The sequence below is a fragment of the Adlercreutzia sp. ZJ304 genome (genome assembly GCF_011039075.1).
Lineage (GTDB): Bacteria > Actinomycetota > Coriobacteriia > Coriobacteriales > Eggerthellaceae > Adlercreutzia_A.
Genome location: NZ_JAAKEG010000001.1, coordinates 12,143 through 31,992, shown reverse-complemented (window position 1 = coordinate 31,992; position 19,850 = coordinate 12,143). Strand labels below are relative to the sequence as shown.

The 19,850-nt window shown below is 46.6% G+C and carries 24 protein-coding genes and 2 tRNA genes; 4 read left to right on the top strand and 22 right to left on the bottom strand.

What is annotated here, in order from left to right; all coding sequences use genetic code 11:
• Nucleotides 1-8 precede the first annotated feature (8 nt).
• The 9 genes from G7Y46_RS00205 to G7Y46_RS00165 form a co-directional block, all read right to left on the bottom strand.
• Entirely contained in the window at nucleotides 9-959 is a 951-nt protein-coding gene (locus G7Y46_RS00205) for a DNA-directed RNA polymerase subunit alpha (protein ID WP_165060954.1), read from the bottom strand.
• 29 nt (nucleotides 960-988) lie between these two features.
• Nucleotides 989-1,615 carry a 30S ribosomal protein S4 gene (gene rpsD, locus G7Y46_RS00200; protein WP_165060974.1) on the bottom strand — a complete coding sequence of 209 codons (627 nt, stop codon included), beginning with the start codon at nucleotides 1,613-1,615 and terminating at the stop codon, nucleotides 989-991.
• 16 nt (nucleotides 1,616-1,631) lie between these two features.
• Complete coding sequence (rpsK, locus tag G7Y46_RS00195; protein WP_165060977.1) at nucleotides 1,632-2,027, bottom strand: 30S ribosomal protein S11; 396 nt, start codon at nucleotides 2,025-2,027, stop codon at nucleotides 1,632-1,634.
• A gap of 12 nt (nucleotides 2,028-2,039) precedes the next feature.
• Complete coding sequence (gene rpsM, locus G7Y46_RS00190) at nucleotides 2,040-2,411, bottom strand: 30S ribosomal protein S13 (protein WP_165060980.1); 372 nt, start codon at nucleotides 2,409-2,411, stop codon at nucleotides 2,040-2,042.
• 13 nt (nucleotides 2,412-2,424) lie between these two features.
• The gene (gene rpmJ / locus G7Y46_RS00185; RefSeq protein ID WP_006363204.1) at nucleotides 2,425-2,538 is read right to left on the bottom strand and encodes a 50S ribosomal protein L36; all 114 of its coding nucleotides are present in this window, start codon (nucleotides 2,536-2,538) and stop codon (nucleotides 2,425-2,427) included.
• Between the two features lie 70 nt (nucleotides 2,539-2,608).
• Entirely contained in the window at nucleotides 2,609-2,845 is a 237-nt protein-coding gene (gene infA, locus G7Y46_RS00180; RefSeq protein ID WP_346773608.1) for a translation initiation factor IF-1, read from the bottom strand.
• Nucleotides 2,846-3,204: 359 nt separating this feature from the next.
• A complete protein-coding gene (locus G7Y46_RS00175; protein WP_165251561.1) occupies nucleotides 3,205-3,648 on the bottom strand; it encodes a DUF4430 domain-containing protein in 444 nt (147 codons plus the stop codon).
• A 46-nt stretch (nucleotides 3,649-3,694) separates the two neighbouring features.
• The gene (locus tag G7Y46_RS00170; RefSeq protein WP_165251559.1) at nucleotides 3,695-4,915 is read right to left on the bottom strand and encodes an MFS transporter; all 1,221 of its coding nucleotides are present in this window, start codon (nucleotides 4,913-4,915) and stop codon (nucleotides 3,695-3,697) included.
• A 3-nt stretch (nucleotides 4,916-4,918) separates the two neighbouring features.
• Complete coding sequence (locus G7Y46_RS00165) at nucleotides 4,919-5,344, bottom strand: universal stress protein (protein ID WP_165060992.1); 426 nt, start codon at nucleotides 5,342-5,344, stop codon at nucleotides 4,919-4,921.
• A gap of 113 nt (nucleotides 5,345-5,457) precedes the next feature.
• On the opposite strand from G7Y46_RS00165, the gene G7Y46_RS00160 reads away from it, so the two are divergent.
• Nucleotides 5,458-5,533: transfer RNA gene (locus G7Y46_RS00160), tRNA-Lys, on the top strand.
• Between the two features lie 23 nt (nucleotides 5,534-5,556).
• Nucleotides 5,557-5,630, top strand: a tRNA-Gln gene (locus G7Y46_RS00155).
• A gap of 907 nt (nucleotides 5,631-6,537) precedes the next feature.
• Here G7Y46_RS00155 and G7Y46_RS00150 read toward each other — a convergent pair.
• The 13 genes from G7Y46_RS00150 to G7Y46_RS00090 all read right to left on the bottom strand — a co-directional run bounded on the left by G7Y46_RS00150 (nucleotide 6,538) and on the right by G7Y46_RS00090 (nucleotide 17,615).
• Nucleotides 6,538-7,527 carry a putative manganese transporter gene (locus tag G7Y46_RS00150; protein ID WP_165251557.1) on the bottom strand — a complete coding sequence of 330 codons (990 nt, stop codon included), beginning with the start codon at nucleotides 7,525-7,527 and terminating at the stop codon, nucleotides 6,538-6,540.
• 151 nt (nucleotides 7,528-7,678) lie between these two features.
• Nucleotides 7,679-9,310, bottom strand: coding sequence for a chaperonin GroEL (gene groL, locus G7Y46_RS00145; protein WP_165063052.1), 1,632 nt, complete (start codon nucleotides 9,308-9,310; stop codon nucleotides 7,679-7,681).
• Nucleotides 9,311-9,339: 29 nt separating this feature from the next.
• The gene (locus tag G7Y46_RS00140; RefSeq protein ID WP_165063051.1) at nucleotides 9,340-9,627 is read right to left on the bottom strand and encodes a co-chaperone GroES; all 288 of its coding nucleotides are present in this window, start codon (nucleotides 9,625-9,627) and stop codon (nucleotides 9,340-9,342) included.
• A gap of 167 nt (nucleotides 9,628-9,794) precedes the next feature.
• Nucleotides 9,795-10,487, bottom strand: coding sequence for a response regulator transcription factor (locus tag G7Y46_RS00135; protein WP_165251555.1), 693 nt, complete (start codon nucleotides 10,485-10,487; stop codon nucleotides 9,795-9,797).
• 9 nt (nucleotides 10,488-10,496) lie between these two features.
• Nucleotides 10,497-11,681, bottom strand: a complete 1,185-nt coding sequence (locus G7Y46_RS00130) for a sensor histidine kinase (protein WP_165251553.1) — start codon at nucleotides 11,679-11,681, stop codon at nucleotides 10,497-10,499.
• Between the two features lie 34 nt (nucleotides 11,682-11,715).
• Nucleotides 11,716-12,534, bottom strand: coding sequence for an NAD(+) synthase (nadE, locus tag G7Y46_RS00125; RefSeq protein WP_165251551.1), 819 nt, complete (start codon nucleotides 12,532-12,534; stop codon nucleotides 11,716-11,718).
• Nucleotides 12,535-12,553: 19 nt separating this feature from the next.
• Nucleotides 12,554-13,204, bottom strand: a complete 651-nt coding sequence (gene hypB, locus G7Y46_RS00120; protein WP_165063047.1) for a hydrogenase nickel incorporation protein HypB — start codon at nucleotides 13,202-13,204, stop codon at nucleotides 12,554-12,556.
• Nucleotides 13,205-13,226: 22 nt separating this feature from the next.
• Nucleotides 13,227-13,601: a hydrogenase maturation nickel metallochaperone HypA gene (locus tag G7Y46_RS00115; RefSeq protein WP_165063046.1), complete on the bottom strand. Its 375-nt coding sequence runs from the start codon at nucleotides 13,599-13,601 to the stop codon at nucleotides 13,227-13,229.
• Nucleotides 13,602-14,387 (bottom strand): twin-arginine translocase subunit TatC, encoded by a 786-nt coding sequence (tatC, locus tag G7Y46_RS00110; protein WP_165063045.1) that lies wholly within the window; start codon nucleotides 14,385-14,387, stop codon nucleotides 13,602-13,604.
• A 2-nt stretch (nucleotides 14,388-14,389) separates the two neighbouring features.
• On the bottom strand, nucleotides 14,390-14,944 hold the full coding sequence (locus G7Y46_RS00105) for a twin-arginine translocase TatA/TatE family subunit (protein WP_165251549.1): 555 nt from the start codon (nucleotides 14,942-14,944) through the stop codon (nucleotides 14,390-14,392).
• 9 nt (nucleotides 14,945-14,953) lie between these two features.
• Complete coding sequence (locus tag G7Y46_RS00100) at nucleotides 14,954-15,154, bottom strand: CASC3 protein CASC3 (RefSeq protein WP_165063043.1); 201 nt, start codon at nucleotides 15,152-15,154, stop codon at nucleotides 14,954-14,956.
• A 3-nt stretch (nucleotides 15,155-15,157) separates the two neighbouring features.
• Nucleotides 15,158-16,516 (bottom strand): amidohydrolase family protein, encoded by a 1,359-nt coding sequence (locus G7Y46_RS00095; RefSeq protein WP_165063042.1) that lies wholly within the window; start codon nucleotides 16,514-16,516, stop codon nucleotides 15,158-15,160.
• Nucleotides 16,517-16,646: 130 nt separating this feature from the next.
• Entirely contained in the window at nucleotides 16,647-17,615 is a 969-nt protein-coding gene (locus G7Y46_RS00090; protein ID WP_165251547.1) for a SurA N-terminal domain-containing protein, read from the bottom strand.
• A 148-nt stretch (nucleotides 17,616-17,763) separates the two neighbouring features.
• On the opposite strand from G7Y46_RS00090, the gene G7Y46_RS00085 reads away from it, so the two are divergent.
• Both G7Y46_RS00085 and ubiE read left to right on the top strand, forming a co-directional pair.
• Nucleotides 17,764-19,104 (top strand): coproporphyrinogen III oxidase family protein, encoded by a 1,341-nt coding sequence (locus tag G7Y46_RS00085; RefSeq protein ID WP_165251545.1) that lies wholly within the window; start codon nucleotides 17,764-17,766, stop codon nucleotides 19,102-19,104.
• The gene (gene ubiE / locus G7Y46_RS00080; RefSeq protein ID WP_165251543.1) at nucleotides 19,105-19,848 is read left to right on the top strand and encodes a bifunctional demethylmenaquinone methyltransferase/2-methoxy-6-polyprenyl-1,4-benzoquinol methylase UbiE; all 744 of its coding nucleotides are present in this window, start codon (nucleotides 19,105-19,107) and stop codon (nucleotides 19,846-19,848) included. It abuts the gene before it with no gap.
• Nucleotides 19,849-19,850: the final 2 nt, after the last annotated feature.

Sequence of the window (19,850 nt, the reverse complement as noted above, 5' to 3'; positions counted from 1 at the left end):
CTTCGCTCCTATAGTTTCAAATTCAAGTCCATCGAGATAAGCTTATCTTTCACTTCCTCGATAGATTTCGCGCCGAAATTGCGAATATTCAGCAGATCGTTCTCGCTGAATTCCACCAACTGACGCACCGAATGTATACCAGCGCGCTTTAAGCAGTTGTAGGAACGGACCGACAAGTCCAAATCTTCAATCTGCTTATCTAGCTCTGCATTACTCTCAGTACCCTCAGGAGCGAAGATGGAGACTGCCTCCACCTCGTCTTCCTCGTCGTGGTCGCCGAGCGCAAGGAAAGCGCCCATATACTGATTGATTATGTTTGCTCCCTGACAGACCGCATCGGCTGGAGTGATAGATCCGTCAGTCTCTACCTCAAGTACCAGCCTATCGTAGTCAGTACGCTGACCTACACGAGTGTCTTCCACATTCATAGTGCAGCGCTTTACCGGACTAAACAGCGAATCCACAGGGATTATGCCGATAGGATCTTCAGTACGCTTATTGTTGTCAGCGGAAACATAACCGCGTCCAACACCAATGCGAATAGTCATATCAAACTGACCACCGTCGGCAACAGTAGCTATAACATGCTCTGGGTTAATAAGCGTAAACCCGGTGGGAACCTGTAGGTCGGCACCAGTAACAGTGCAAGGTCCTTCCGCAGAAACGTGAGCTGTGGCTTCCTCCACATCATCAACCTGCTGCGCAAATACCAAACCCTTAACATTTAATACTATATCGGTTATGTCCTCTATCACGCCTTCAGCAGTAGTGAATTCGTGCTGGACACCTTCTATCTGAATAGCAGTAGCCTTTGCCCCATCAAGAGACGAGAGCAACACGCGGCGCATAGAATTGCCGAGAGTTGAACCGTACCCACGCTCTAATGGTTCTACGATGTAGCGAGCTACTGTGGCGTTCACTTCTTCCGTTGTTACAGTAGGCCTCATGAACTCTGTCATGTTCGGGTAGCCTCCTTAAATAGCCGCGATTATTTCGAATAAAGTTCGACGATGAGCTGTTCGCGAATGTCGGAGTCGATCTGATCGCGCTGTGGAAGTGAGAGCACGCTGCCCTGCAACTTCTCTATGTCTACCTCCAGCCATGCCGGAACTGCCGAACGCTCGTTACTGATAAGAGCACTCTTGATAACTAGCATGTCGCGTGCCTTAGGTGCAACAGAAACCAGATCGCCCGGACGCACTCTAAACGATGGGATATCCACCCTGCGACCGTTAACCTGAATGTGACCATGGCGTACCTGCTGACGCGCCTCTGCGCGCGACTTGGAGAAACCAAGACGGTACACAACATTGTCAAGTCTGCTTTCAAGAATACGCAGCAGATTCTCACCAGTAATACCTTGGGCACGGTTTGCCAAGTCGTAATAATGGCGGAATTGCTTTTCTAGTAGACCGTAAATGCGCTTAGTCTTCTGCTTCTCGCGAAGCTGTTGACGATATTCGCTTTCTTTAATGCGCTTTTTACCAGCATCACCCGGTGCATAAGCGCGGCGCTCCATGGCGCACTTGTCGGAATAGCAGCGGTCGCCCTTCAGGAAGAGCTTGCACCCTTCGCGGCGGCACAGCCTGCAGTCCGCTCCTGTGTATCTTGCCATAAATAGATCCTTTCAGTTACACGCGGCGGCGCTTCTTGGGGCGGCAGCCGTTGTGCGGAATGGGTGTGCAATCTTGAATGCTAGCAATTTCTAGCCCTGCAGCCTGAAGAGTACGAATGGCTGTCTCGCGACCGCTGCCCGGACCCTTAACGAACACGGACACCTTGCGAAGACCGTGCTCCATAGCCACCTTGGCGCATGCCTCAGCTGCCATCTGTGCCGCAAACGGCGTAGATTTGCGAGAGCCTTTAAAACCAACTGTACCAGCAGACTGCCAAGCGATCACATTACCCTGAGGATCGGTGATGCTAATAATAGTGTTATTGAACGTAGATTTGATGTGAGCAGCACCCACAGCAATGTTCTTACGCTCAGAGCGCTTAACGCGCGTTGTAACGTTTTTCTTTGCCATTATGCTCCTCGCTTACTTTTTCTTACCGCCGATTTGCTTGCGCGGACCTTTGCGCGTGCGCGCATTGGTATGGGTGCGCTGCCCACGAACGGGAAGACCCTTACGATGGCGAAGACCGCGATAGCAGCCAATCTCCATCAAGCGCTTTACGTTCTGAGAAACCTCGCGGTGCAGGTCGCCTTCAACTTTAAGGTTAGCCTGAATGTAGTCGCGTAGTTTCGCTAAATCTTCTTCCGTCAGGTCCTTCACACGAGTGTCAGGATTAACACCGGTGGATGCGAGAACCTCTTTAGATGTGGTGAGTCCGATTCCGTAGATGTAGGTCAAGGCTATTTCGATGCGCTTGCTCTGCGGAAGGTCAACACCGACAAGACGTACTGCCATGTTATAAACCCCCTTAACCTTGGCGCTGCTTATGGCGGGGGTTCTCGCAAATTACGAGCACCTTGCCATGGCGCCTAATGATCTTGCACTTGTCGCACATCTTCTTGACCGAAGGACGTACCTTCATTTCAATTCCTTTCGGTTATGCGTCTTCTCTATATTCCACGCCCAGCCGCTGGCGATTATTTTCTAGGCTGTTATTTAAAGCGGTAAGTAATGCGACCGCGGTTCAAATCGTATACGGAAAGTTCAACCGTAACTTTATCCCCCGGAAGTATCTTGATGTAATGCATACGCATTTTGCCGGAAATGTGTGCCAGAATCTCATGGCCGTTTTCGAGCTCCACCTTAAACATTGCATTCGGCAACGCTTCTTTAACGGTGCCCTCAAGCTCGATAACATCTTCTTTAGCCAAAAGTGTCCTCCAAAGCATTCATGTTTTCCGGGCTTTATCACCCGCCGTTTTGCCGCGAATACGCAGCAGCTATCTATCCTAACAAAAAACTTCTGTATTTTGAATGAGAATTTGAAAAAATGGCGCACAAAAAATGAAACCGGCGGTGCTGGTTTTTAGAACCTGCTTGTCAGGCTAGCGGCTTAAAGCCGCGCAACCTAAAATCTTAGACGTTGCCGCAGTACGTGCGACAAAGCTTAGGTCGCCAGGTATTCGCATTGCATGAAAAGCAAACGCTGCCGCCTTGTCGGCAAAAGAGATGTTAGCAGAAATACAGATGCGCTCGCAAGCATCTAAGCTAACGAGCGCATTAAAATAAACCACAAATAGCAAATAAACTAGGCTTTGTAATAAGTCCATGTAACCTTATCGCCTGCAGATACCGCATATTCTCCAGCCGATACAGATGGCATTTCCCCATTGACAGAGTAAGTCCAACCATTAGAACCCTCATTAGATATACCATCAATCATTTCTACAAACGGACCGTAAGACGAATCAACCGTAGCCACCTGTATATCAAGTTCGGTAAGCGCACCTAAGGCAGTCATACCGTCTTTTATTTTCACATCAGTATCGGCTATTGGCTCTTCTCCGTCAGGATTTTCCACCGTAACATGTACTACTTCCCCAGCTTCTACAGCACTCTCAGGAACGGGATTTCTCGTGTCCTGATCCATGTCTTCCACGCTAGGTGCGCCACTTGCGCATCCGAACAGAAACATTGACGCAGACATTACTAGGGCTACAAGGCATATACCAAATCGCTTAAATTGTTTCATCAAACCACTCCTTTATTGCAAAACGCAAACAGCATGTGCATTCGAATTATATTGCTTTTTGGGACATATTCCCCTTTTTGGTAATAAGCAGAAATAGGAGAAACGCCACAATAGCAAGACCTGATAGACATAAATACATAAGCCGATACCCACTAAGCGGTACCAGTAATCCTAACAATAGCGGTCCTACCCCAACTCCTAAATCTAGCATTATGTAAAAAGTTGAATTAGCCAAGCTTAAACGAGTGTCGGATGTGACGCGCACCGCCATTGCCAAGCCGCACGATTGCACAGTGCCTACTCCAAAACCAGCAAGAAGCGCCGAGCCTAAAAGCATCCAATCGTTTGTAGTAGCGCTCAATACAGCCATACTAAGAGCAAACGATAGAAATGCTGGAATCATAACTGGTCTTGGTCCATAGCGGTCGAATGCTTTACCGGTAAATGGTCTAGTTATGAACATACTGATTGCATACACAATGAAGAAAACACTAGCTGCGCGGGTCATATCCATGGTTTCTGCAAACGGTGTTAAGAAGGTAAGCAAAGCCGAATAGCCAAAGTACACCAATCCAGCCACACCTGCAATTGGAAGCACCCCAACCTCTATAATCTTATCGAGCAAACCTAGTTTTTGCGGCGCTTGTGTTGGAATAGGTTTAGCGGCTTTCAAACTTGTCTGAGAGCGTTTAGTAGCAGGCACGCGCATTAGCGCCGCCAAAATTAGCGCTATCACAGCAGCGGCAATTGCAAAAATGAACAACACCCGAAAATCGAAATGATTCGATACAAGAATCCCCACAAATGGACCTATAGCCGCACCGAGCGTAACCGACAACATATAGTAGCCTATACCTTCTCCCTTACGAGTTGGCGGCACTATGGCGGTAACTATCGTAGCCATACAAGTAGAGAATATTCCATAAGCAAAGCCATGCAAAAATCGAATACAAAGCAAGAGTAAGATATCTGTGCCCACAAGATAAAGTGCAGTAAAAACGATGGTGAATACCGCGCCTATAATAGAAAGACGCTTCCTGCCCACGCGCTCCATAGCTGCACCGCTAACAAGTCTGGCAAATAAAGTACCAATAATGAATATGCTAGCTGTAAATGCCGCTAGCGATTCGGGTGCGCTGTAGGCACGCATCGCATAGGCGGTCATAACAACCATAAGCATGAAATAATTAAGTGTTATTGTGAAATTCGCAAATGTTCCTATTAGAAAAGATGGCGTCCACAATTCCTTAGATGACGCAGAAGACATCTATCATTCATCCTCTTTCGCGATAAGTACTGCTATAGGAGATTCTTTTGTAACCGCATAGCTAACACTGCCAAGATATCCCTTAACGCCGCCGCGACCACGACTTCCCATAATTATAAGATCGCATCCTTCTTCGCGTGCACAACGAACTATAAGATCTGCAGGCGAAGTGCCCACAAGCAGCTTTATTTCGACGGAATTCGGTATGTTATTAGCGATAAGTTCTAATTCTTCAAGAATATCTTGCGCATCATTTGCAATGACGGTATCAACTCCGGCAGTCATAGTGCCTACTCCCGCCATGCGCGTTACATGTACGAACACCAACTCTATATGTTCGCTGGGTCTTATGATGCCAAGTGCCATATTCAGCGCGCGCTTCGATGCAGCCGAGCCATCATATGCTACTAAAATCTTGTTACACCACATTTATGACCCTCCCTTTCGTGTTTTTTCGCCAACTATTCTGATCATATTACCGTAACTACGATTGACCACATTGACATACACGTATAAAATAACGGTTCGTCCGCAAAAGGTTTGGGCCGTTAGCTCAGTTGGTAGAGCAGGGGACTTTTAATCCCAAGGTCGCGGGTTCGATTCCCTCACGGCCCACCATTTCTTTATGCGGAATGCTTCGCTGGGGTATCGTCCAACGGCAGGACTCTGGTTTTTGGTGCCAGCTATCTAGGTTCGAATCCTGGTACCCCAGCCATTTGAATACGTCTAGCACGTCGTCTTGCCACTTATTTTGAACTCTTCATTGGACGAAGCCAATTCGGTTCAAAAACGTGGCAATACAACGCACTATCCGCATCCAAAAGACAACTTGGTCTTAGAGCAGTTCAATATGATGCGGCATATAGGCAGAAAAGTGTGTAAGGCTCAGTCGATTGCATATGGATAGGGCGCGCTGTTGTGGAACTCTGACCAAACCAGACCGTGTGTTACCTTCGTCACTTTTTAGGCGAAAAGTGGTCAAAACTTCCGACTTTCCACAGTCTACAATGCCAAATTACGCCAATTACGAATCAAAATGGAATTGAAGAACCCTGTTTGCCCAGTGTTCTCCACAATTCAAGTTAGCTATGTGGCACTATGACCATGGAAAGTCGGAAGTTTTGACCATTTTTCTAACTTTTTTGAACTAGTATGCGGATGAGTTGAATCGTAATCTAGCGTCCGGGGTGTTGAGAGTTTATCCAAAAGCCATCCAACAAACACTTTAAGCCATCTTGCGGAGGTATCGTTTCTCCTAACGCTAGAGCCTCCGCATAAGGTGCATCTCCACCTCTGCTTTCCTGCTTTAGTGAATTTGTTCTTTGACATTTTGCTGCTGCAAATGCTGCATTTTGAGATAGACACTGCTCACCCCTGTTCATAACTGACTTTTTCCTAGAAAAAGTCAGTTATGAACAGGGGTGTCAAGTAAGAATTAGGCGCACTTTTTGCCTATATGAAAGTCGAGCAGCATCGACTTAAAAGGCATCTATTTGGTATCTGAACAGGGAAAACAGCATGAATTCTTACACACTTTTGCCTATATGTCTAAGATGCGCTCTTTAAGCCAGACATTATTGAAGTTCAAAACGTGGCAATACAACGCACTATTCGTATCCAAATCAGAAGACTATGTTTAGGGCGTTCGTTATTAGGCCCCAGAAAACTCCTGTTACATATAATGCTGCTATTATGGCAAGATTTTGCTTCCAATGACGATTTGCGCGTGCAAGTACTAAAATCCCCACACCTGCCGATACTAAAAGCCCCGCAAGCATAGCCCCCGCACCAAGCACACCTTCAATGTATAAATCGGCTATTACTACACTAGCGGCACAATTGGGAATAAGCCCAACAAGCGCCGAAGCAAACACGGCAAATTCAGGATTAGCTTCCATAAAGTTACCTAGAATATCCTCGCCAACCACTTCAAGTACAGCATTGAGCACTATAGTTATAAAGAAAATAAACACCATTACCTGCACCGTATGCTTTAGAGCCGATACAAGTATGCCCTTCCAGCCAGCATCATGACTATGATCGTGCTGGTGATGCTCGTGGGTGCAATCACTACAACAATCATCTGCATGCTGATAAGCTAATTGCGGATTCGCAGTACACGTGGCACAGTCACCAGAACAACCACAATTGTCGTGCTCACATAATTCGTGTATGCGAAGATCTTGCTTGTCGCGTCTGGCTAGACGCAGAACTGCGTCTACAATAAATCCCATTACCATGCCAATAATTACCTTTGCGCCCATGATAGACAAAATGGTATTGGGTGGCACTTGTTCAGCTATGAATATCGGTAGCATCTCGTCGGACGTTGACAGAAATACTGCAAACAATGTGCCAAGCGTAATAACGCGTCCCGCATATAAAGTAGCGGAAACTGCAGAGAAACCACACTGAGGCACAACACCAAGAAATGCACCTATCACAGGCCCTGCAGCCCCGGCATGTCGTATAGCATTTTGAGTTTTCGCACCGGTCTTGTGCTCAAGCCATTCCATAAGAAGATAGGTAACGAATAAAAACGGCACAAGATAGAGTGTATCTTCAAACGAGTGCCCTAAAACATGTTCTGCTATATAAAGAAAACTGTCCATAATTGGATTCTATCTCAATAAAAAAGTAACGTGCGCGACGTGCTACAATCCCGCAACAATAAGGGTCCCGAAGGACCCTTATTGTTGTATCTGTGTGAACAACTGAGCATTGCGCACGCAAGCTTGCACCGCTTTGCTCCTTTGGTGGCTCTTAGTACATTCCTGCTCCGCCGCCACCCATAGCACCAGCCAAAGCGCTCAGATCGGGACCTTCAGCCGGGATTTCATTAATAGTTGCTTCAGTTATAAGGATAAGAGATGCAACAGATGCAGCAGACTGTAGAGCGGTACGTGTAACCTTTACAGGATCGTTCACGCCCATAGAAATCATATTGCCACACTCGCCAGTCTTGTAATTGCGACCCCAACCTGCCTCAGCCTTCTTAACCTCGGCAACCTCAACAGAGCCCTCAAAACCAGCGTTTTCAGCAATAGCGCGCATCGGGGCTTCAAGTGCCTTGCGAATAATTGCCACGCCAACTTTTTCGTCATCGTCGGCATTAATGGCATCAAGTGCAGGAATAGCGTTTATAAGAGCTACGCCGCCGCCGGCAACAATACCCTCTTCAACAGCTGCACGAGTAGCCTGCAGCGCATCCTCTATGCGGCTCTTCTTTTCTTTCAGTTCGCTTTCAGTTGCAGCGCCAACCTTCAAAACCGCAACGCCACCAGAAAGCTTGCTTAGACGCTCTTGCAGTTTCTCGCGGTCAAAATCGCTTTCGGTGCGCTCTAGTTCAGCCTTAATCTGAGCAACGCGCGCATCTATATCAGCCTTGTTGCCAGCGCCATCTACAATAAGAGCATTGTCCTTGGTAACTTTTACAGTCTTAGCAGTACCCATCATATCGATAGAAGCATCAGCAAGTGTCATGCCGAAATCTTTATCAATAACCTGTGCGCCAGTAACAGCTGCTATGTCTTCCAAAATACGCTTGCGCCTGTCGCCAAAGCCAGGAGCCTTAATTGCAACCACATTCAGCGTGCCGCGCAGTTTGTTCAGAAGTAGCGTTGCCAAAGCCTCGCCATCAACATCCTCAGCAACTAGGAACAGTGGACGACCGCTGCGCATAACTTCTTCTAGCAGCGGAATAAAATCTTGCACGTTGCTGACCTTCTGGTCGGTAAGCATGATGTAAGGGTCTTTCAAAACCGCTTCCATCTTTTCCATATCGGTAGCCATGTAGGGGCTGATGTAGCCGCGGTCGTACTGCATGCCCTCCACAATGTCCATTTCGATGCCGAATGTTTGCGACTCTTCAACCGAAATAGCGCCATCGTGACCAACGCGATCCATAGCTTCAGCGATCTTTTCGCCAATTTCAGCATCGCCAGCAGAAATTGTGCCTACATTAGCGATTTGCTCTTTTGTGGAAACCGGTGTTGCAACATCTTTAATGGCGTTTACAACAGCATCGGTAGCTTTTTCAATACCGCGGCGAATGCCTAGCGCATCGGTACCAGCAGTAACGTTCTTTAGACCTTCAGACACAATAATGTCGGCAAGTAAGGTAGCAGTTGTGGTGCCATCGCCTGCAACATCGTTTGTTTTTACTGCAACTTCGCGTACAAGCTGAGCGCCCATGTTCTCAATAGGGTCTTCAAGCTCTATTTCTTTAGCAACAGTTACGCCATCGTTGGTAATGGTAGGTGCACCATAAGACTTCTCAAGCGCAACATAGCGACCCTTAGGTCCAAGAGTTACCTTAACAGCATCGGAAAGTTTCTTTACGCCCGCACCAAGTGCTGCACGCGCATCCTGCTCAAATGTAATTGCTTTTGCCATATTCTTATATCCTTTCGGTTATTTATTAACTACGCGAAGACAGCGTAAATATCATCTGCGCGGACAATTAGTACTTCCTCGTCGTCGCAAGAAATTTCGTTTCCGCCATACTTGCTATAGACCACACGATCGCCCACTTTTACGGGCACCTCAATACGGTTGCCATCCTTGTCAAGACGACCTTCTCCCACAGCAAGAACGGTGCCAGTCTGCGGTTTCTCTTTGCTGTCACCAGCTAGAAACAGTCCCGATGCTGTTGTAGTTTCAGCTTCGTCCTGCTTAATGATGACACGATCACCCAGCGGCTTAAGATTCATGTTTGACTCCTTCTTTGGTCACGTTTCTTAATCTAAAGTTAAGCCAATATCTAATTCTAAAAATTAGCACTCAAGAATACCGAGTGCTAAAGTGGTGTATATATTAGCACTCAAAGCCTCCGATTGCTAATTAAAAGGCGAATTTTTTACAAGAGATAACGTTAATCTTACAAAGTCCCCGGACAAACTAGTCCACTTTCGTAGGCAAATACCACAAGCTGTGCTCTATCATGAGAATCTGTTTTCGACATAATGCGCGCAAGATGCGTCTTTACCGTAGCTGGCGAAATGAATAGTTCTTTAGAGATAAGCTCGTTAGAAAGCCCGCGCGCTACCAATGTAAGAATCTCGCGCTCTCTGTCGGTCAATGTTGCCAACAAGGCATTCGACTCCGCATTCCCTAAAGATACTGCTCGTTTCCCCGTAGCCGCAAATGTCTCCACTAAACGGCGCATCACACTTGGCTGAATAAGCGCATCCCCCGCAGCAACAACGCGAATAGCATGCACTATTTCATCAGGATCGGCATCTTTCAAAAGAAACCCACTTGCGCCTGCTTCTAGCGCATCGTAGACATACCTATCTACATCAAACGTTGTCAATACAAGTATATGCGTGCCCAACAACAATGGGTTGTGCGCTATATCGCGCGTAGCACTTATGCCATCTTTTCCGGGCATACGTATATCCATCAGCACCACATCTGGTCGCATGAGTTGAGCCATTCGTACAGCTTCATCCCCATCAGATGCAGCACCTATCACATCTATATCGGAATACGTTCCCAATATTGCCCGATATCCGCTGCGAACAAGTTCCTGATCGTCTGCTATTAGTACATGAATTTGTTTATCATCCATTGTTTTCACCTAGTGAATATCTACACGCGCCACTGGAATACGTACACTTATCTTAGTTCCCGCCGTATTGCTAGGCGATATATAGAACGTTCCGCCAAGGACTTTTACCCGCTCTCGCATGCCCTCAATTCCATGACCCATCGGCGCATCTGATTTAATTCCGCAACCATCGTCTTCAATATCGAGCATTGCAACATCACTATTAATCGTCAAGCTGATAGACGCTTTGCTTGCATGAGAATGCCTAACTATATTAGTAGCCGCTTCGCGCGATATGCCATAAAGCGCCATGCTTATGTAAGCCGGCAGAGTGTCTTTGCGCCCGTCTACGCGAAGCGATACCGCCAATCCAGCCTCTTCCAAATAATCCTTCAAACCAGATAATTCATCTATGCCCATCATGGGCTGTATGTCAGCATCTGATGAGCCATCACGCAAGACAGCAATCATGCCGCGCATTTCCGAAAGCGCATCTTTAGAAGTTTTGCGAATGTTGTCTAAAGCGTGTTTGGCTGCCTCCGGATCTGTCTGTATAAGCGCAGCAGCCGCCGCCGACTGTATGCTTACAGCAGACAACGAATGTGCTGTTATATCGTGCACTTCTCGCGCTATGCGCAGCCGTTCTTCCTCCACGCGCTTTTCAGCGTGAATTTCACGTGTGCGCTCAGCTTCGGCAGCGCGAGCAGCCAGCGCCTTCACAGAATCTTGTCTAGCATGAAGAGCAAACCCGGCAAAGGCAACAGCCACCACTATGGCTGTGTTCTGCACCAGCATAAGCATTGCAAGTGAAGATGTGGGAGCAAAAAACGCACAACCCGCAACTGTTACTAACAACACACCGCCTGCCAATGCGGCTTCATATTTGGTGCATTCATACGCAACGGTAAACAATGCAATTAGCGGACCTACAAGCGAAAGCGTTGTGGCACCCATTTGCATTTCAAAAAACGCCCACAATAGAGTTGTAACCACAAACACAACCCACGGAAGACGTCGGCGTACCGTCAGAGGAATGCATGTAAGCGCCACCATTAATATTCCCCATCCGGAAAGCGTTATTGTGCGGACCCCAAGCAAGCGCCGTATAAAATCATCGGGAATCATTAGATTAGCCGAGGCGCTCATCTGAAGAAGACCAAATCCAAAAGCACCTAATGCTATAACGGCATCCACAAGCCAATCCGTACCGCTCATGGGCACATCGCGAAGGTATAACCTAAACCTGTGCTTATTCATAGAATTGCACGCTCGGATATGGCGGTTCCATAGCACGCTTAAACGCATTAGCTTCAAAACGCTGTAAAATGTTTTGCACCCGAGCCTTAGAAAAACCCATATCTACAACTGATTGCACATCGGCATTATGTTCAACCAGTTCTATCAAAATAGTATCTAGCGTTTTGTAGTCTATGCCAAGCGCCTTTTCATCCAACTGTCCCACCGACAATTCCGCAGACGGAGGTTTCTCTATTACATTACGCGGAATGGGGGCAATTTCGCCTGCGTCTAGTGCCTGCTTATTACGCCATTCACACATCTGATATACCTGCGTCTTGTATATACCACCAATAGGCGCAAAAGCGCCCGCCGCATCACCATACAGCGTTGAATAGCCCATAGCAGCTTCCGATTTATTACCAGTGTTCAGCATAAGCCAACCATACATATTGGAAAGCGCCATAAGCACCACTGTGCGGCAGCGCGCCTGTGTGTTTTCAGATGCTAAGCCGTCAAAAGGCGACGCAGTAGCGTCTGATATATTTTTCGCGAAAGCATTGTAGGGTTCAATAATTGGAATAGTTATAGCGTCTATTGCTAAATTTTCCGATAGCTGCTTTGCGTCGCTTACGGAATGATCGCTAGAATAAGGACCCGGAAGCAGCACCCCATGCACATTGTTTGCACCCAGCGCATCTACGGCTATTGTGGCTACTAAGCTGGAATCTATACCACCAGAAAGACCTATAACAACATGCGTAAACCCAGCGTTGTGCACAAAACTTGCAGTTGCATCTTTGCACGCCTCGTATATATCGGCAATCTGCATGTTAAACCCCTATAAAGCACTAAATTGCACGAATCTTTTCAGCTAACCACGATGCCCACTCTTCTACACCGCTGCCCTTTGTAGCAGCTATAGGAAAGATTGGAGCCGTAGGATTTAGCCTATGAACCTCATCGCGAAATGCTTGCTCGTTAAAGTCGAATACAGGCATAGTGTCAACTTTGTTAAGCACAATTGCATCAGATACCTGAAAGACACCCGGATATTTAAGCGGTTTATCATCACCTTCAGGAACCGACAAAATCATAACCTTGGCATTTTCGCCTAAATCGAAATCGGTAGGACACACCAAATTGCCCACATTCTCAATTATTATCAAGTCAAGCCTATCAAGGTCTAACACGTCTACAGCACGCTTTATCATCGCACTTTCCAGATGACATGCACCGCCAGTATTTATCTGCACAGCCGATGTACCTTGGCGCTTAATCTTTTCAGCATCTACGCTGCTAGCTATATCACCCTCAATAACGGCTATGTTGAATTCGTCGCGCAACGCATCTATCGTGGCAAGAATTGTAGATGTTTTACCCGACCCGGGGCTTGCAAGCAAATCCAGTACAAACACGCCCGCATCGGCAAAACGCTGGCGCAACTGGGCAGCTATAGCGTCGTTTTTCTCCAGAATGGGTTGTTTCATATCTATCTGCATAACAGCAAAACTCCTCTGACAGCTAATTTTTAGCTAAAGCATCATCTTCGGGTAAATCTACCTCAATGGAATCTATCTGCAATTCCTTACCTTCTAGTAATTCGGTTGCAAAACTATCACATTCAGGGCAAAACATATTAAATCGATCGTGAGAATATTCTGCACCGCACTCTAAACAGCGGCTTTTCGGATGCACCATAATAATATTTAGCTTGGCACCTTCTGTGAAAGGATCGCCCTCGGTTAGTGCCTCAAAAGCAAACACAAGCGCATCTTCAATGGCTTCAGTCATATCTCCTATGCGCAATGTAACTTCCAACAAGCGAGTAGCTCCGGCATTTTTGGCTGTTTCTTTTGCGGCATCCAAAACACCGGTCATTATGCCCAATTCGTGCACTTATTCGTCTTCCTCTGCGGCTAATTCTTCGTTTTGTTGCTTTATGCGTTTTGCTAGCACTATACGCGCAAGCAGCAAACTAACTTCATACAGCGCCACCATCGCAGCAAACATAAGAAGCATTGTTACAGGTGAGGCATCTGGAGTTACCATGGCGCACAAAATCATCAACGATACATAGACGATACGCCAGCTAGAACGCAATTTTTTGTATGGTATAACATCGAATATAACCAAATAGAAAATGATTAGAGGCAACTCGAAGGCTATACCAAAAGCTATTTCAAATTTGATGATTATATCTATGTAAGATGACATTCTAGGCGCAACATAACCCAAGCCTTGCGCCTGCTCGGTCAGCCACTGAAATGCTGCGTTCAATATAATGGTGTAGCAAAACACGGTTCCAAGTATAAAAAGCACAACAGCAATAACAAATGTGGGCATAAACCACTTACGCTCTTTCGGCTTTAGGGCAGGCAGAAAGAACGCAAGAATTTGCCACAAAATAACAGGCGATGTTGCTACAACGCCGAAAAATAATGCTATTTGGAACCTTACCGCAAACGCCTCGAACGGATCTAGCGCCATCATTTCTGCCCAACCGGTATCAACATCTACCGGAATGTAGGGCGTAATTGGCAGTAGTAAGAACTGACCCATTGCCGGCGCTGCGAAATAAAAGATACATACAGCAACCGCTAAGCAAGCCACTATACGTACAAGACGCATGCGCAATTCACCTAAATGATCAAAGAGGGGCATTCTTGCAGGACCTATAGGCATGACTACTTTGCCACCTCCTCAATAGACTGGGCGCTTTTGGTGCTAGTTGCATCGGTAACAGAAGTTGCAGTTTTTACAGCCACATCGGTTTTTGGATCTTGCTTGGCATCAGAAACCTTTTCTTCAGACACACCAGCTTTTTCAGCAGATTCCTGCGCTTTGGCAGCTTCGGCAGCTGCCGCCTCGGCAGCCTTGCGCTCGGCACGTTCGCGATCGTATTTTGCTTTACGCTCCGCAAAACTAACCGACTTTTCCGATAGTTTTTCTGCCGCTTTATCTGTGGCGTCACTTACAGCAGCCTGTGCTGTGCGCGTTTTACTCTGCGCCTCATTTGCAGCCTGCTCTATAACTTCTAGTGGATTTTTTAGTGGCGCATCAGAATCTTTATCGATAAAAGACTGTGTGCTTAAAGTACCTTTCATTTCTTCTTGAGCATTCCTAAATTTTGCTATGGCATGCCCAACAGTCTTAGCAATTTCAGGCAGTTTATCAGGCCCAAAAATAAGGAATCCGAATAGAAGGATGAGGAATAACTCAAAACCACCTATACCGAACACTGGCTAACCTCACATTCCTAAAACCGCGATAGCCATAGTGGGTATGCCCAAAGCCAGTACCAAAATGGCACATATCACCACTGTGAATATCTTTTTTATGCGCTCAGAGCGCTCTTTTTGAGCTTTTATCGCAGCTTCACGTTGCTTGGCTTGTTCTATCTTCGCCTCGCGTTGCTGGCGCGTCATTTTATGTTTGCTAGATTTGCCCATTGCCTACGCTTTCAGCTTAGCGCGAATTTCTATAACACGCGCAATATTCTTCGCTACTTCAACGTTCACGTGCCAATTATTTTTCTCGTATAGCGTCTTGCCGCCGATCATGGTCATTAATACATCGCTGGCAGTACAGGTGCTAACCAAGGCAGATATTGGGTTTTGATCTAGCGATTGGTGCGATGCCGATAAGTCTACAGCTATTATATCTGCCAGTTTTCCCACTTCAAGAGAGCCTATTTTATCTTCTTGCCGCAAAGCCTTAGCGCCGCCTATAGTTGCTAGTTCCAGAATCTCTTGGCTTGTTATGAAGCGGCTGGTGTCGCTTGCGCGGTGCAGCAATTGCCCCATACGCATCTCGGACAACATATCGGTAGATTCTGTAGCCGCAGGCGAATCGGTACCAAAACCAACGCGAAGACCAGCTTTCAAGAATTGCGACAAAGGAGCCACGCCCATGCCCAGTTTTGCGTTGGCGCTAGGACATGTACATATGGCAACATCAAATTCACGAAGCTTCTTTATATCTTCATCGGTTACATGCACAGCATGAATCAGTAAAACATTAGGCGCATCGAACGCACCCCAATTTAGCGCATAGCGCACAGGGGTAACACCAAATGGCAGCCAAGGTGGAATTTCCACGTACCCGCGAACTTCTTCATCCATATTGTCTACAGCAAACATAGATGAACCATACATTACGAAGTTATATTCTTCACGACTGCCAGCCAAGCGCATAGCCACCGGCAAATCGTCACGAATAGCAATGTCGGTAACACGCTGAAAAACAGACGGATGGTTTGCATATATAGCGGCAGGTGCAATTCCTACCGTTATGCGCTCTGGGTCGAAATCTTCTTTCCATCGGTTTATGTCGCGCTGGGCAGAATGCATAGCATAATCAACACGCATTTTATCCATTGCGCCCACTTCGCGATAAATTACACCGCGAAGCCCTAGTTCTTGCGCCGCACGACCAGCAGCGCCTGTACTGGTTATGTCAACCACTGTGGTAATGCCCGACGAAAGAGCATCCAGCCCACCGAGAATTGCAGAATCATACCAATCAGACTGTTCTAACTGAATGCTTCTATCGAGAACCGCCATAATCCATTCAGAATAAGGTTTATCCGCCACAACACCACGCAATACCGATTTTTCAAGACGTGTATGCAGGTCAATAAGACCGGGCATTATGGCTGCCATTCCAAAATCTTCCACGTCTTCATCGGGATAGCGCAGACGTAGTGAATTTAGATCGCCTATATCTGCAATTCGATCTTCCCGAACAAGCACCGCCCCATCCAATATGGGCTCACTTGTAATAGGGAATACATATTTCGCAGTGATGAGCATTGAACCTCGCTTGATGCGTTTTTCTTTTCCGTAGAATGATAACAGAGCGCGGGCATCAATCGAACACCCGCGCACAAACTGAAATGTTTTTTCGGCACAAAAAGTTGTGCCTGCTTATATCTTATTGGGTTTATTCGGAAGCCGTATCTGTTTGTTCGCCTTCAGCAGCTGCCGGTTGGTCCTCTGTCGTCTCATTTGGGCTTGCAACAATAACCTCTACTTTATAAGTAGCCCCTTCAGGTAAGCCATTCTTTTGTACATCGGCAGCATCTGTATACTTCTTCATAAAATCTTCGAACGCCTGATTTTGCACAACAGAGTCGGCTTGAGTGCGATAAAGCACCACCACATCAGCAGGAATACCATCTAGCGATTCGGCATTAGCGTAGTCTTGCTCGTAGGTTTTTATGAGACTAAGCACCAACTCATCGTCTGCCTTTACTTTCTGAGTATCTGTTGACTCAGACATCTTCGCAGAAGCGCGGTCTATCAGATTTGCCAACTCTTCCCCACCCGACTGACGCAGCGTGCTGGTTATTTGCGAAACCGTAGAGTCAAGCTGACTTGTTCCAGTGGCTTTATAGAACAATTCGCGCTGCAGAAGTTGCTGACGCAAGCTGTCTTTGTATTGGTCTTCTGTCATACCGGAATATTTCAGAGCAATTCGCCAGCTAGATTCATTACCAGCACTTTTCTTAGCTTGTTCGAATGCAGCCTCAACATCTTCATCGGTTACTTCTATGCCGTTTTCCTTAGCAGCTTGGCGCACTATTTCCTCATTCACAAAATTATCTACAACTATTTCACGAAGCGACTCTGGCGTATAGCCGTTCTGACCCATATAGCTGCCCCAAGCTTCGTCGTCAGTTAAATCGTTTGTTTGACGGAAATTATCTATGTAGGCAGATACTGCATTTTCACCAATTTCCACACCGTTTACCGTAGCAGCAACACCGCCCGATGTGTCTGTAGTATCTATTACCACCACATCCGTTTCAGTTTCCTGCTGCGGTTGCGACTGCGAACACCCAGCCATGGCAAACATAGTTAATGACGCAACAAGAACTGCGCCTACAAATTTTTTATAGCTTTTCAACATTTCGATGTTTCTCCTATTATTCGTGAATATGCGTTCATCATTTTACATTCCATACATAAAAGCAAATCGCAGATATTGCGAAAACGCGAAACATACAATTACAATTCAAATCTTGTGTTGAAATTAATCGATTGGACTAGGAGATAGTGTGTTATCCGAACGCTTTTTAACAAAACTTGTAAAAACTATGACGCGGCACACACTAACATTGAAGCCAACTTCGGAAACATTCATGCCAAAACCGGAGGAAAATAGGCGCTACATGCTTTATATGCATGTGCCGTTTTGTGAAAGATTGTGTCCTTATTGCAGCTTTAATAGGTATACATATCGTGAAGAGGTTGCCAGACCTTACTTTGAAAGCATGCGCAAAGAGATGCTGATGCTGCGAGATTTAGGGTATGACATAGAAAGCATATACGTAGGCGGCGGCACGCCAACAATAATGCTAGACGAGCTATGCGAAACGCTTGATTTGGCGCGCGATACGTGGAATATCGAGGAAGTGGCAAGTGAGACAAATCCGAATCATCTAGTACAGCCATGGCTAGATAAAATGCATGGACGCGTACAGCGGCTATCGGTGGGCGTACAAAGCTTCAACAATGAACTTCTAAAGACTATGGATCGCTACTATAAATACGGCAGCGGAGAAGTAATAATGGAGCGTATAGCGCAAGCTGTGCCCTATTTCGATTCGCTGAATGTGGATATGATTTTCAACTTTCCCACACAAACTGAAGACATGTTATTTGCCGATTTGGAGCACATAGCCATGTGCGGAGCAAGGCAGACAACGTTTTCGCCGCTTTATATATCTGGCGCTACAGCTGACAATATGAACCGCACGCTGGGAAAAATGGATTGGAAACGCGAACTGCGCTTCTACCGCATAATAGATGGAGTTTTAGCTGAGGGTGCCCATCCGCTATTTCGCCGCGAAACTGTATGGACATTCAACCGCTTAGGTGCCGACGGAAGCGATGACCACGCCTTAATACATGACGAATACCAAACATCTTATGTGGATTATCCCGCCATAGGCAGCGGCTCTATAACACACTTGGCAGGTGCGCTGTATGTAAACGACTTCAGCATAAGCGACTATAACCGACATATTGAGGAAGGTCGCATGCCTATTATGGGAAAATCGACGCTAAGCAAGCGCGATTTAATGCGATACAATTTCCTTTTGAATTTGTATCGATTGCGGTTTGACAAACGCGCTTTCCGCGACGAATTTGGTGTATCAGTAGAATTCGGGCTTCCGGCTGAAATGGCATTCATGCGACTAAATGGCGCGTTTGCAACTGATACCAAAGATGAATTGACTTTGACCGAAATGGGGCGCTATTTGGTGCTAGTAATGTACAGACAATTCTTAAGCGGTATGAATAATTTGCGCGAACAAGCACGAGCCGAACTTTCGGGGTCTGAAAGACAGCTGCTGTTTGGAAATGGCACAATATATACGAACATGGACGAATAGATGAGCATAGATACCGCAACAGGAGCAGAGGCACCATCAGAGATTTCATCCGCACGTGTGAAGCTGATTTTTTCGCACATTGCGCCTAAATACGAACGCTTTAACGCCATTTCAAGTTTTGGAACTTATAAAGCGTGGCTGCATAAAATGGCAAAGATGGCTGCCATTAATAGTGACGCACGTGTGCTTGACGTGGCAGGAGGCACAGGTGATGTTACTTTCGAAATAGCACGCACGAAAAAACCGGCACATATAATGTGTACCGATTTAGTACCCGAAATGCTAGAAGTTGCACGTAAACATTTTGCAGATGGACGCGCAGACGGCGTACCAGTAGATTTCATGGTTGCCGACGCGCAAGCGCTACCGTTTGAAGACGAGCAGTTTGACGCTGTAACAGTGGCTTACGGGATACGCAACATGCCCGACCGTCCGTTGGCGCTGCGCGAAATGTTGCGTGTGCTGAAGCCGGGCGGAAGCCTTACTTGCCTAGAATTTTCTACGCCGAAAAATGCAATTTGGCGTTCACTATATGGTTTTTACTTGCGCCACTTAATTCCTTTTTGGGGCGGTCTTATTGCGGGAGAGCGCGAAGGATTTGTCTACTTAGGAGATTCCATTCGCGCATTTCCCGATCAGCAAAGCCTTGCAAAAATGATGGAAGATGCTGGGTTTAAAGATGTTGCATGGGTAAACTGCACAGGCGGCATAGCAGCCGTACATACAGCTTACAAGCCCTTATAAAC

Bases quoted from the DNA above. Each gene is read 5' to 3' on its own strand.
- G7Y46_RS00205 (WP_165060954.1), bottom strand. From the start codon at position 959: ATGACAGAGTTCATGAGGCCTACTGTAACAACGGAAGAAGTGAACGCC.
- rpsD (WP_165060974.1), bottom strand. From the start codon at position 1,615: ATGGCAAGATACACAGGAGCGGACTGCAGGCTGTGCCGCCGCGAAGGG.
- G7Y46_RS00135 (WP_165251555.1), bottom strand. From the start codon at position 10,487: ATGGATGATAAACAAATTCATGTACTAATAGCAGACGATCAGGAACTT.
- G7Y46_RS00175 (WP_165251561.1), bottom strand. From the start codon at position 3,648: ATGAAACAATTTAAGCGATTTGGTATATGCCTTGTAGCCCTAGTAATG.
- ubiE (WP_165251543.1), top strand. From the start codon at position 19,105: ATGAGCATAGATACCGCAACAGGAGCAGAGGCACCATCAGAGATTTCA.
- G7Y46_RS00095 (WP_165063042.1), bottom strand. From the start codon at position 16,516: ATGCTCATCACTGCGAAATATGTATTCCCTATTACAAGTGAGCCCATA.
- groL (WP_165063052.1), bottom strand. From the start codon at position 9,310: ATGGCAAAAGCAATTACATTTGAGCAGGATGCGCGTGCAGCACTTGGT.
- infA (WP_346773608.1), bottom strand. From the start codon at position 2,845: ATGCTTTGGAGGACACTTTTGGCTAAAGAAGATGTTATCGAGCTTGAG.
- nadE (WP_165251551.1), bottom strand. From the start codon at position 12,534: ATGCAGATTGCCGATATATACGAGGCGTGCAAAGATGCAACTGCAAGT.
- G7Y46_RS00140 (WP_165063051.1), bottom strand. From the start codon at position 9,627: ATGAATCTTAAGCCGCTGGGTGATCGTGTCATCATTAAGCAGGACGAA.
- G7Y46_RS00130 (WP_165251553.1), bottom strand. From the start codon at position 11,681: ATGAGCGGTACGGATTGGCTTGTGGATGCCGTTATAGCATTAGGTGCT.
- G7Y46_RS00165 (WP_165060992.1), bottom strand. From the start codon at position 5,344: ATGTGGTGTAACAAGATTTTAGTAGCATATGATGGCTCGGCTGCATCG.
- rpsM (WP_165060980.1), bottom strand. From the start codon at position 2,411: ATGGCAGTACGTCTTGTCGGTGTTGACCTTCCGCAGAGCAAGCGCATC.
- hypB (WP_165063047.1), bottom strand. From the start codon at position 13,204: ATGCAGATAGATATGAAACAACCCATTCTGGAGAAAAACGACGCTATA.
- G7Y46_RS00090 (WP_165251547.1), bottom strand. From the start codon at position 17,615: ATGTTGAAAAGCTATAAAAAATTTGTAGGCGCAGTTCTTGTTGCGTCA.
- G7Y46_RS00100 (WP_165063043.1), bottom strand. From the start codon at position 15,154: ATGGGCAAATCTAGCAAACATAAAATGACGCGCCAGCAACGCGAGGCG.
- rpmJ (WP_006363204.1), bottom strand. From the start codon at position 2,538: ATGAAGGTACGTCCTTCGGTCAAGAAGATGTGCGACAAGTGCAAGATC.
- G7Y46_RS00150 (WP_165251557.1), bottom strand. From the start codon at position 7,527: ATGGACAGTTTTCTTTATATAGCAGAACATGTTTTAGGGCACTCGTTT.
- tatC (WP_165063045.1), bottom strand. From the start codon at position 14,387: ATGCCTATAGGTCCTGCAAGAATGCCCCTCTTTGATCATTTAGGTGAA.
- G7Y46_RS00170 (WP_165251559.1), bottom strand. From the start codon at position 4,915: ATGTCTTCTGCGTCATCTAAGGAATTGTGGACGCCATCTTTTCTAATA.
- rpsK (WP_165060977.1), bottom strand. From the start codon at position 2,027: ATGGCAAAGAAAAACGTTACAACGCGCGTTAAGCGCTCTGAGCGTAAG.